The organism is Micromonospora sicca, from assembly GCF_003172935.1.
Taxonomy (GTDB): domain Bacteria; phylum Actinomycetota; class Actinomycetes; order Mycobacteriales; family Micromonosporaceae; genus Micromonospora; species Micromonospora sicca.
The window spans coordinates 1-10,472 of the sequence record NZ_QGKS01000143.1; the positions used below are offsets into that span (position 1 = coordinate 1).

The window sequence follows — 10,472 nt, forward strand, 5'->3', positions numbered from 1 at the left end:
CGAGGCTATTCGTCGGCAGCGTCAGATGTGTATAAGGGAGAGAAAGGCGAACGGGCCGGGACCCCCTCGCAGCGCCCCTGCGTCCCGGCCCGCACCTCCGGAGAAAGGCGAACGGGCCGGGACCCCCCGTGGGTCCCGGCCCGCACGTCGGCGGATCGTCAGGTCGATCCGCCCTGCTGCCGGCGCTTCACCTCGGCCCGGCCGTGGTCGATGCCGTGGTCGACCTGGTCGGCGAAACGCCCTTCCTTGATCTTGTTCGTGAACTTGCCCTCGGTGACCTGCTCGAACCTCTCCCGTATGTTCTCGGCCACCTTCTCGAGCCGGTCCTCCGTCTGCTGGGCCACCTTCTTCGCCGATTCCGCCATGGCTCCCCCTGCCAGTTCAGAGTCCGGATTGAGCTGGTTGAACCTGATTCTCAGGCTAACGAGAGCGGCCCGGCCCGCGCCGGGGAATCCCCGAACTGCGAGCCGGGCCGGTGTGGACCAGCGGTCGAGCGGCGAAGTGGGTCAGCGCTCCGGGTTCCGGCGCGGACGCCAGACCACCAGCGCCGTGGAGGTGCGGTTGGTCGGCACGAGGTCCCGGCCCGGGAAGCTGGCCAGCGCCTCCAGCTCGGCGATCCGCCGGTACGCGGCGTCCAGCTCCGCCTCCAGCCGGGCCACCCGCTGCTGCGCCTGCTCCAGCAGCCGCTCCAGGCCGATGATCCGCTTGACCCCGGCCAGGTTGATCCCGTCGTCCTGGCTGAGCCGCTGCACCTCGCGGAGCAGCACCACGTCCCGGACGCTGTAGCGGCGGCCGCCGCCGGCGGCCCGACCCGGCTGCACCAGGCCCAACCGGTCGTACTGGCGCAGGGTCTGCGGGTGCATCCCCGCCATCCGCGCCGCCACCGAGATCATCAGCACCTTGGCCTCGTAGGCAGGGTCACCCGAGCCGACGAACTCCTCCGACATCCCCGCTCACCTCCGCAGCACTCGCCCGATCAACTGAATCGACGCACCCGCGCGTCGAGATGTTCCCGCGCGGCGGGCGGGGTCTGGTCGGCGAACGACTCCAGCGCCGCCCGCGCCTCGTCCGACAGCTTCGCCGGCACCACCACGTCGAGGGTGACCAGCAGGTCACCGGCCCGGCCGTCCTTGCGCACCACGCCCTTGCCCCGGGCCCGCAGCACCCGACCGCTCGGCGTACCCGGCGGCACCCGCAGGGTCACCGTGCCGTCGAGGGTCGGCACCCGCAGGTCGGTGCCGAGCACCGCCTCCGGGAACGTGATCGGCACGGTCAGGGTCAGGTCGTCCCCGGACCGCCCGAACAGCTCGTCCGGACGGACCTTCACTTGGACGAAGAGGTCGCCCGCCGGGCCGCCCCGCTCGCCGGGCTCGCCCCGGCCCGCCAGCCGGATCCGCTGGCCGTCGGCCACCCCCGCGGGGAAGCGGACGTTCAGGGTGCGGGTCTTGGTGACCCCGCCGGTGCCGTGGCACTCCGGGCACTTCTCCTCGACGACCGTGCCCACGCCCTGGCAGTTGCGGCACGGCTCGGAGAAGCTGAACGACCCCTGGTTGCGGGTGGTCACCCCGGCGCCGTGGCAGACCGGGCAGGCCACCGGCTGGGTGCCCGGCTTCGCCCCGTTGCCGTGGCAGGTGTCGCAGACGCCGGGTGCGCGCAGCGAGAGCGGCAGGGTCACCCCGCGTACCGCGTCGTCGAAGTCCAGCGCGACCTCGGTCTCGACGTCGCGGCCGCGTGCCGGACCCCGGGGGCGGGCCGGACCGCCGGCCCCGGCGCCACCCGAGAAGATCGAGCTGAACAGGTCGGTGAAGCCACCCCCGCCGAAGCGGGTGTCGGCACCACCGGTCGCGCCGCCGCCGAACAGGTCGGAGACGTCGAACGGCATCCCGCCGGGCTGGCCCCCACCGCGGGCGCTGCGGCGGAACGCGCCCGAGCCGAACAGCGAGCGCATCTCGTCGTACTCGCGGCGCTTCTTCTCGTCGCCGAGCACCGCGTACGCCTCGGAGACGGTCTTGAACCGCTCCTCGGCCTTCGGATCACCGGGGTTGTGGTCCGGATGCGACTCCCGGGCCAACTTCCGGTACGACTTCTTGATCTCGTCCGAGGAGGCGGACTTCTCCACGCCCAGCACGGCGTAGTAGTCCTTCTCGACCCAGTCCTTGGAACTCACCGGTCCACCCCCCTTCCACGGGACGTATACCCCGGTCGTCCCGCCCTCCCCTGACGGGCGGGCGGGACGGCGCGGGTCGGCACTACTCCGGGTCGGCAACCGCGACCAGCGCGGGCCGCAGCAGCCGCTCGCCGAGCTGGTAACCCCGGCGCATGACCTGCACGCAGGTCGGTTCGGTCACGTCGGCGGAGGTCTGGTGCGCCACCGCCTCGTGCCGGGTCGGGTCGAACGGGTCGCCCTGCTCGCCGAACGCGGTCAGGCCGAACTTGCCCAGCGCCGTGGTGAGCTGCTCGGCCACCGTGCCGAACGGGCCCACCAGGTCGCCGTGCTCGCGGGCCCGGTCCAGGTCGTCCAGGATCGGCAGCAGCGCGGCCAGCACCGTGCCGATCGCCTGCTCCTGGACCAGGGCACGGTCCCGGTCCACCCGCTTGCGGTAGTTGGCGTACTCCGCCGACACCCGCTGCAGGTCCCGGGTCCGCTCGTCCAGCTCGGCGCGGAGCGACTCCAGCTCGGCGCCGAGCGGCACGCCCGCCTGGGCGGCCTCCTCGGTCGGCTCGGCCGGGGAATCGACCACCGGCGGGCCGGAGACCTCGGCCTCGGCCTCGATCTCGTCGACGACGACGTCGGCCTCCTCGACCAGCCCCTCGGCCGGCACGTCAGCGGCGGCGTCGGCGGCGATGGTCGTCGCCTCCCCGGTCTTGCGGATCTTGCGCTTGTCACGGATGACGACCCGCGGCTCCTCGCCGGCGGCGTGCCCGGCGGTCGCGGAGCCACCCGGCGCCGACCCGGTGGCGCCCGGGTCGGCGGCTCGTGGCTTCTCCGTCATGCGGCTACCTCATCCCTCTGCCGTGGGTACGTGTCCGACAGCGGCAGGTCACTTCTTGCCGTCCTCGTCCACGATCTCGGCGTCGACCACGTCGTCGGCGCCGCCGGCCTGCGCGCCACCGGTCGCACCCGCGCCCGGCCCGGCCGCCCCCGGCTGCTCGCCCTGCTCGGCCTGCTGCGAGTAGAGCAGCGAACCGGCCTGCTGGGAGACCTGCGCCAGCCGCTCGTGCGCCGCCTTGATCTTCTCGATGTCCTGGCCGCCGAGGGCGCCGCGCAGCTCACCGAGGGCCTCGTTGAGCTGGTCCCGGTTCTCGCTGGGCAGCTTGTCGCCGCTCTCGGCGAGGAACTTCTCGGTCTGCCACTGGAGCGCCTCGGCCAGGTTGCGGGTCTCCGCCTCCTCGCGCCGCCGCTTGTCGTCCTCGGCGTGCTCCTCGGCGTCCCGGCGCATCCGCTCGATGTCGTCCTTCGGCAGCGAGGAGCCGCCGGTGATCGTCATCTTCTGCTCCTTGCCGGTGCCCAGGTCCTTGGCGTGCACGTTCACGATGCCGTTGGCGTCGATGTCGAACGTGACCTCGATCTGGGGCACACCGCGCGGCGCCGGCGGGAGGCCGGTCAGCTCGAAGGTGCCGAGCTTCTTGTTGTAGGCCGCGATCTCCCGCTCGCCCTGGAAGACCTGGATCAGCACCGACGGCTGGTTGTCGTCCGCCGTGGTGAAGACCTCGGAGCGCTTGGTCGGGATGGTGGTGTTGCGCTCGATCAGCTTGGTGAAGATGCCGCCCTTGGTCTCGATGCCCAGGCTCAGCGGGGTCACGTCGAGCAGCAGGACGTCCTTGACCTCACCCTTGAGCACACCGGCCTGCAGGGCGGCGCCGACGGCGACGACCTCGTCCGGGTTGACGCCCTTGTTGGGCTCCTTGCCGGTGAGCTGCTTGACCAGGTCGGTCACGGCGGGCATCCGGGTCGAGCCGCCGACCAGGATGACGTGGTCGACGTCGGAGACCTTGATCCCGGCGTCCTTCACGGCCTGCTCGAACGGGCCCTTGCAGCGGTCCAGCAGGTCCTGCGTCATCCGCTGGAACTCGGCGCGGCTGAGCGTCACGTCCAGGTGCAGCGGGCCGGCGGAACCGGCGGTGATGTACGGCAGGTTGATGTTGGTGGTGGTGGCGGCGGACAGCTCGATCTTGGCCTTCTCGGCCGCCTCGCGGAGCCGCTGGAGGGCCATCTTGTCCTGGGCCAGGTCGATGCCGTGCTCGCCCCGGAAGGTCTTCACCAGGTGGTCGATGATCCGCTGGTCCCAGTCGTCGCCGCCGAGGTGGTTGTCACCGCTGGTCGACTTGACCTCGATGACGCCCTCGGCCAGCTCCAGCAGGGAGACGTCGAAGGTGCCGCCACCCAGGTCGAAGACCAGGACGGTCTGCTCCTTGGAGCCCTTGTCCAGCCCGTACGCCAGGGCGGCCGCGGTCGGCTCGTTGACGATCCGCAGCACGTTGAAGCCGGCGATCTCACCGGCCTCCTTGGTGGCCTGGCGCTGGCCGTCGTTGAAGTAGGCCGGGACGGTGATCACCGCGTCGGTGATCTGCTCGCCCAGGTACGCCTCGGCGTCCCGCTTGAGCTTCATCAGCGTCCGGGCCGAGATCTCCTGCGGGGTGTACTTCTTGCCGTCGATGTCGACGGTCCAGTTGGTGCCGATCTCCCGCTTGACCGAACGGATGGTCCGGTCCGGGTTCGTGACCGCCTGGCGCTTGGCGACCTCACCGACGAGCACCTCGCCGTTGCGGGCGAACGCGACGATAGAGGGGGTCGTCCGCGAGCCCTCAGCGTTGGCGATGACGGTGGGCTCACCGCCCTCGAGAACGCTGACGCAGGAGTTCGTCGTGCCGAGGTCGATGCCGACCGCACGTGCCATGTTCGCTTCCTCGCTTCGTAACGTCGAGCAGGTGACGGGCATTGCCCGCTGGGTTCCGGCGGGCGTCGCCGTCAGCGATCCCACCACAAGTTGAGTGAACTTGACTCAATAGTGCCACGCCCCCCGGAGAACGCAAGTCGAGGTTGAGCCGACCCGACGCAACCCGACCGTTATTACCGTCCGGTTGTCTTCCCTTGCATCGGTCGGGCACGCTTTAGCGGTGACGACGCATGGCGATCCCGCCACCCACACCGGCGCGCCCGCCGTCGCAGCCCGCACCGGACCGCCGGCCGCCGGGGAGGCTCCGCCCGGCACCACCGGGGACGGCCTGCCCGCCGCGCTCGCCGGCCTGCGGGCCGCGATCGGCGCGGCCCGGTTCCCGCTGGCCCTGCCCTCGGCCGAGCCGGCCCGGCACGCCGCCGCCGGGCTCACCGACCAACTCGACGACTACCTGCTGCCCCGGCTGGCCCGGCTCGACGCGCCGCTGCTGGTGGTGGTCGGCGGCTCCACCGGCGCCGGCAAATCGACCCTGGTCAACAGCCTCGTCCAGGCCCGGGTGAGCGCCGCCGGCGTGCTCCGGCCCACCACCCGCTCCCCGGTGCTGGTCTGCAACCCGACCGACTCCGCCTGGTTCCGGCGGGGGGAGCTGCTGCCCGGCCTCACCCGCACCAACGAACCGAGCGAGAACCCGGGCACCCTGCACCTGGTCACCGCGCCCGCGCTCCCCGCCGGGCTGGCCTTCCTCGACGCGCCCGACATCGACTCGGTGGTCGACGCCAACCGGGCCCTCGCCGGCCAACTCCTGGCCGCCGCCGACCTCTGGCTGTTCGTCACGACCGCCGCCCGGTACGCCGACGCCGTCCCCTGGGAGCTGCTCCGCAGCGCCCGGGCCCGGGGCGCGGTGATCGCCATGGTGCTCGACCGGGTGCCCCCGGAGGCGGCCGACGAGATCGCCGCCCACCTGTCGGAGATGCTCGCCGCCCAGGACCTCGGCGCCGCGCCGCTCTTCGTGCTGCCGGAGACCTGGGTCGACGGCCAGGGGCTGCTCCCCGACAAGGTCACCGCCCCGCTCAGCGCCTGGTTCTCCCGGCTCGCCGCCGACGCCGACACCCGGTCCGCCGTGGTCCGGCAGACCCTCGACGGGGCGCTCGCCGCCGTGCACCCCGCCGTCGACGGGCTGGCCGACGCCGCCGACGAGCAGGTGGCCGCCGCGGACGCGCTCGACGAGCGGGTCCGGGCCGCGTACCGGGGGGCGCAGCGGACCGTCGAGCAGGGGCTCAAGGACGGCCGGCTGCTCCGGGGCGAGGTGCTGGCCCGCTGGCAGGAGTTCGTCGGCACCGGTGAGTTCTTCCGCACGCTGGAGGCGCGGATCGGTCGGCTCCGGGACCGGGTGGTCGCGGCGATGACCGGCCGTCCGGCGCCCGCCGCGGAGCTGCGCAACGCGATCGAGTCGCAGCTGGTGACCCTGTTGCGCGGGGTCGCCTCGGAGGCGGCGGAGAACGCGTACACCGGGTGGAAGGCGCATCCCGCGGGGGCCGCGCTGGTCGAGCCGCCGCTCGCCCACCCCTCCGACGACCTGGCCGAACGCGCCGAGCGGCTGGTCCGCGACTGGCAGCGCGGGGTGCTGGACCTGGTCCGCGAGGAGGGCGGCGACCGCCGCTTCGTGGCCCGGACGGCCGCGTACGCGGTGAACGCCACCGGGCTGGCCGTGATGATCGGGGTCTTCGCCTCGACCGCCTTCATCCCGACCGGTCTGGAGGTGGCCACCGGCGCCGGCACCACGGTCGCCGCGCAGGCCGTGCTCCAGGCGATCTTCGGCGACCAGGCGGTGCGCAACCTGGCCGACAAGGCCCGGGTGGACCTGCTGGACCGGATCGGCGCGCTGCTCGACGAGGAGGCGGCCCGCTACCTCGACCGGACGGCGGCGGCCCGCCCGGCCGCCGAGACCGGCACCGCCCTGCGCCGGGCCGCCGCCGAGGTGGAGATGGCCCGGCACCGCAGCGGCCTGTCCCGCACCGACGGGCCGGTGCTGCCGCCGACCGGCATGGGTGGGACGCGGTGAGCGCGAGGAGTGAGCTTGCGGGCCCCGCAGTCGCGAACGAAGGTCGGCACGGATGACCAACATCGTCGGTCGGGTGCGCGAGGCGTTCCGGGGTGACCACCGGGTCGACCCGGACGAGCTGATCGCCCGGCTGGAAGGCGTACAGCGCTTCCTCCGCGCGGTGGACGGCCAGGTGCCGGACGCGCGGCTGGTCGCCGCGCACACCGTCGTCGAGCGGGCCGGCACCCGCCTCGCCCTCTCCGGCGACCACACCGTCGTCGCCCTGGCCGGGGCCACCGGCAGCGGCAAGTCCAGCCTGTTCAACGCCCTGGCCCGGCTGGAGCTCTCGCCGGTCGGCGTACGCCGGCCGACCACCGGCGTGGCGCACGCCTGCGTCTGGGGGCCGCTGGGCGGCGCCAGCCGGCTGCTCGACTGGCTCGGCGTGCTGCCCCGGCACCGGTTCGTCCGGGAGAGCGCGCTCGACGGCGACGACGAGTCGGCCCTGCACGGCCTGGTCCTGCTGGACCTGCCCGACTTCGACTCGGTGCAGCGGACCCACCGGCTGGAGGTGGACCGGCTGCTCGGCCTGGTCGACCTCGTGGTCTGGGTGGTCGACCCGCAGAAGTACGCGGACCGGGTGATCCACACCAGCTACCTGCGCGAGTTCCACCGGCACAAGGACGTCACCGTGGTCGTGCTCAACCAGGCCGACCGGCTGCCCCCGGCCGAGCTGCCCCGGGTCCTGGACGACCTGCGCCGCCTGCTCGACGCCGACGGGCTCGGCGGGGTGCCGCTGCTGCCGACCGTCGCGGTCGACCCGGCGGGGATGGTGGGGCTGCGCGGGGCGCTGGAGCGTACGGTCGCCGAGCGGCAGGCGGCGCTGCGCCGGCTGGCCGGCGACGTCGACAGCGTGGTGGCCGAGCTGGAACCGCTCGTCGGGGTGGAGCCGCCGCGTACCGGGCCGGAGGACGGGTCGGCGCGGGAACTCACCCGGGCCCTGGCCGGAGCGGCCGGGGTGCCGGCGGTGGCGGAGGCGGTCGAGGGCGCGTACCGGCACCGGGCCGGCGGGACCACCGGCTGGCCGCTGGTCAGGGGCTGGCGCAGACTCCGGCCGGACCCGCTGCGCCGGCTGCACCTCCCGGGCGGGGACGCCGACGCGCCCGCCGAGAGCCTGGTCGCGGCGACCTCCGTACCGGATCCGACCGCCGCGCAGCGCTCGGCGCTCAACCTGGCCATCCGCGCGGTGGCCGACCGGTCCGGCGCCGACCTGCCGGCGCCCTGGCCGACCGCGGTGACCGCCGCGGCCCGGTCCCGGCTCGGCGACCTGCCCGACGCGCTGGACCGCGCGGTGGCCGGCACCGACCTGGGGATGGGCCGGCGGCCGGCCTGGTGGCGGGTCGTCGGGGGCCTCCAGTGGCTGGTCACCGTCGCCGCGCTGGCCGGGCTGGGGTGGCTCGCGCTCGGCTACGCCCTGCGGGCGCTCGGACTGCCGTCCCTGGAGTACCCGAGGGTCGGCGAGGCCCCGTTGCCGACGGTGCTGCTCCTGGGCGGCCTGCTCGCCGGGCTGCTGGTGGCGGCGCTGACCAGACCGGTGGTGCGGTGGGCGGCGCGGCGGGCCCGCCAGCGGGCGGAGCAGCGGCTCACCAGCTCGGTGGCGACGGTCGGCGAGGAGTACGTGCTGGTCCCGGTGCGGTCCGTGCTGACCCGGTACGCGCAGGCCCGCGAGGCGCTCAGGGACGCGGCCGGCCGCTGAGCCGCCCTCGACGACGACCGGACAGGGTCCCGGCGAGGCGCGGGGCGCTGGCGGGTGTCCCCGCCGGGCCGGCGGCGTAGGGTCGGTGCATGGCCACGCCACAGACCCCCTACGAGGCGGTGCTGCACGCCGCCCGCGACGTGACGAGGCTCGACTGCGCCCTCGACGCGGAGATGCTCGGCGCCGCACTGCTCGGCAGCGTGTACGCCATCGCGGAGACCGACCGGGAGAACGCCGTCCGGGAGTTCGTGACCGGCTTCCTCGCCGCCACCTCCCGCCGCCGCAGCGCCGCCGCCACCACCATCCGCGCCGTCTTCGCCGCCCTGGTGCCGGACGCCGACGGCGCCGGCCGGGTCCGTCCGGGCGCGCAGGCGCCGGCCTGGACCGGCCAGCTCGGGCGGGTCCACCTCACCGGCGTCTGGTCCTACGGCGACGTGTACGGCGACCAGACCTCGTACCTCGCCACGTTCGCCTACGACGAGGTCGACGGTGGCCCGGAGCACGCCCTGGTGGCCCTCGTCGACCACAACATCGGCATCACCAAGGACGTCTTCGTCGGCGGCCCGGCCGAGCGGATCCTCGAACAGGTCCGGCAGATGTGCACCGAGGACGAGCTGACCTGGTTCCGCACCGAGGAGCCAGCCCGGATGCGCGGGGAGGTGGCCCGTCACCTGGCGGTCACCGACGACCTGGGCGAGCTGCCGGCGGCCGGCTCCCTGGCCACCGACCGGGCCCTGGTCGGCGCGCGGCTGGCCGTGCTGCCCGCACCGCCCCGGGCGAACGTCGACCGGACCGTGCCGCCGCTCACCGACCAGGAACGGACCCGGCTGGTCCGGGGCTTCCTCGGGTCGCCCGAGGCCGCCCGGTTCGGCCTCGACGCGGTGGCGGATGCCGAACTGGCCTCGCTGCACTTCTGTCTGGGTCTGCTCCTCGACCACGCGCAGAGCTTCCCGGACGCCGACCCGATGCGGTGGAGCCCGACGGTGGCCGAGCTGTTCCTCCTCGACTGGGTGCACCGGCGGGCCGTGCTGGACATGGACGACGCCGCCATGCTGCCGCGGGTGCTCCGCGGCTGGGCGGCGTACGCGGCCCGGCAGCGGGGGCTGGTGGAGGCGGCGGCCCGCCGGACGGACGAGGCGATCGAGGAGATGGTTCCCGAGTTCGCCCGGCTCTACAGCACCGGGGAGCGGCGCAGCCCCGCCACCGCCGCGGTCGCCCAGTTGATGGCCGACGGCGTCGACCCGGACGACCCGGCCGCCCTGGACGCCTGGATCGAGGCCAACCGCCACCGCCTCACCGACGACCCCGCCTGACGCACCGCTACCCGGTCGTCCAGATCGGGACCGACGACGCAGAGCGGCGGTACGTCACCGCGGCTCGGCCGCCAACCCGGCCGCCAGCCCGGCCGTCGACGGCACCGGCGAGCAGCGGGGCGACGGGACCGGTACGGCCGGGGCGTCGACCGACGGTCGGGCGAACGGCGGCGCCGGCCGAGCCGGGACCCGGGTGGGCCGGGCAGGCGGACCACCGTCGGAGTCCGCCGGGTCAGACGGCGATCCGGACGGCGACGCCGGCGGATCGGACGGCAACGGGGACGGCGAGGCGGACGGATCGGACGGCGAGGGACTGCCACCGGGGTCCGGGGTGCCGCTGTCGGTCGGCTCGGTGGGCGACAGCGTGAGGATGACCGTGGGCAGCGGCCCCGGGTCCGGGCTTGACGAGACGGTCGGCGTCGCACTGGGTGACGGACTCGGCGACCCGCTCGGCGTCGGGGACGGTC

Annotated in this window: 8 protein-coding genes; 3 read left to right on the top strand and 5 right to left on the bottom strand. The window is 74.3% G+C overall.

Features of this window, described 5'->3' with window-relative positions; all coding sequences use genetic code 11:
* Positions 1-158: 158 nt before the first annotated feature.
* The 5 genes from DKT69_RS06845 to dnaK form a co-directional block, all read right to left on the bottom strand.
* Complete coding sequence (locus tag DKT69_RS06845) at positions 159-365, bottom strand: hypothetical protein (protein ID WP_109800730.1); 207 nt, start codon at positions 363-365, stop codon at positions 159-161.
* A 141-nt stretch (positions 366-506) separates the two neighbouring features.
* Positions 507-947 carry a heat shock protein transcriptional repressor HspR gene (locus DKT69_RS06850; protein WP_109800731.1) on the bottom strand — a complete coding sequence of 147 codons (441 nt, stop codon included), beginning with the start codon at positions 945-947 and terminating at the stop codon, positions 507-509.
* Positions 948-976: 29 nt separating this feature from the next.
* Positions 977-2,167, bottom strand: coding sequence for a molecular chaperone DnaJ (gene dnaJ / locus DKT69_RS06855; RefSeq protein WP_109800732.1), 1,191 nt, complete (start codon positions 2,165-2,167; stop codon positions 977-979).
* 82 nt (positions 2,168-2,249) lie between these two features.
* Positions 2,250-2,993 carry a nucleotide exchange factor GrpE gene (grpE, locus tag DKT69_RS06860; protein WP_109800733.1) on the bottom strand — a complete coding sequence of 248 codons (744 nt, stop codon included), beginning with the start codon at positions 2,991-2,993 and terminating at the stop codon, positions 2,250-2,252.
* 48 nt (positions 2,994-3,041) lie between these two features.
* Complete coding sequence (gene dnaK / locus DKT69_RS06865; protein ID WP_109800734.1) at positions 3,042-4,898, bottom strand: molecular chaperone DnaK; 1,857 nt, start codon at positions 4,896-4,898, stop codon at positions 3,042-3,044.
* A gap of 220 nt (positions 4,899-5,118) precedes the next feature.
* Between dnaK and DKT69_RS06870 the strand changes: the two genes are divergently transcribed.
* The 3 genes from DKT69_RS06870 (at position 5,119) to DKT69_RS06880 (ending at position 10,005) form a co-directional block, all read left to right on the top strand.
* Positions 5,119-6,960 (top strand): GTPase family protein, encoded by a 1,842-nt coding sequence (locus DKT69_RS06870; protein WP_109800735.1) that lies wholly within the window; start codon positions 5,119-5,121, stop codon positions 6,958-6,960.
* A gap of 52 nt (positions 6,961-7,012) precedes the next feature.
* Positions 7,013-8,692: a GTPase gene (locus DKT69_RS06875; protein ID WP_109800736.1), complete on the top strand. Its 1,680-nt coding sequence runs from the start codon at positions 7,013-7,015 to the stop codon at positions 8,690-8,692.
* Between the two features lie 89 nt (positions 8,693-8,781).
* Positions 8,782-10,005 (top strand): hypothetical protein, encoded by a 1,224-nt coding sequence (locus tag DKT69_RS06880; RefSeq protein ID WP_109800737.1) that lies wholly within the window; start codon positions 8,782-8,784, stop codon positions 10,003-10,005.
* The last annotated feature ends 467 nt before the right edge of the window (positions 10,006-10,472 follow it).

What these genes read in the sequence shown, in the direction of transcription:
- DKT69_RS06875 (WP_109800736.1), top strand. Translation starts at nt 7,013, where the DNA reads ATGACCAACATCGTCGGTCGGGTGCGCGAGGCGTTCCGGGGTGACCAC.
- dnaK (WP_109800734.1), bottom strand. Translation starts at nt 4,898, where the DNA reads ATGGCACGTGCGGTCGGCATCGACCTCGGCACGACGAACTCCTGCGTC.
- DKT69_RS06850 (WP_109800731.1), bottom strand. Translation starts at nt 947, where the DNA reads ATGTCGGAGGAGTTCGTCGGCTCGGGTGACCCTGCCTACGAGGCCAAG.
- grpE (WP_109800733.1), bottom strand. Translation starts at nt 2,993, where the DNA reads ATGACGGAGAAGCCACGAGCCGCCGACCCGGGCGCCACCGGGTCGGCG.
- DKT69_RS06880 (WP_109800737.1), top strand. Translation starts at nt 8,782, where the DNA reads ATGGCCACGCCACAGACCCCCTACGAGGCGGTGCTGCACGCCGCCCGC.
- DKT69_RS06845 (WP_109800730.1), bottom strand. Translation starts at nt 365, where the DNA reads ATGGCGGAATCGGCGAAGAAGGTGGCCCAGCAGACGGAGGACCGGCTC.